This window comes from Stenotrophomonas sp. STEN020 (assembly GCF_056760195.1).
The window spans coordinates 1-265 of the sequence record NZ_JBRREI010000130.1 but is presented as its reverse complement, the minus strand read 5'-3'; the positions used below and the strand labels follow the sequence as shown (position 1 = coordinate 265).

Here is a 265-nt window from a genome sequence, read left to right as displayed (position 1 = left end):
TTCGATGACCTACCGCATCGCCACCGGTCGCGACGCTGGCCGCAAGGTCGTCACGCTGCAAACATTGCCCGGTGACGCAGGCTCGCTGGAGGGCGATGCCGGCAAGGTCGGCGGCTTCTCGCTGCATGCCGGCGTGGCCGCGGAAGCACACGAGAGCCACAAGCTCGAAAAGCTGTGCCGCTACATCACGCGCCCGGCGATCAGCGAGCAGCGGCTATCGATCTCACCGCAGGGAAGGGTGCGGTATCAGCTCAAGACGCCATGG

The 265-nt window shown here is 66.0% G+C and carries 1 protein-coding gene; it reads left to right on the top strand.

Annotated features, from left to right (window positions below; all coding sequences use genetic code 11):
• A partial coding sequence (locus ACVOLZ_RS22325; RefSeq protein ID WP_481518047.1) for a transposase occupies positions 1–265 on the top strand: 265 nt, incomplete at both ends.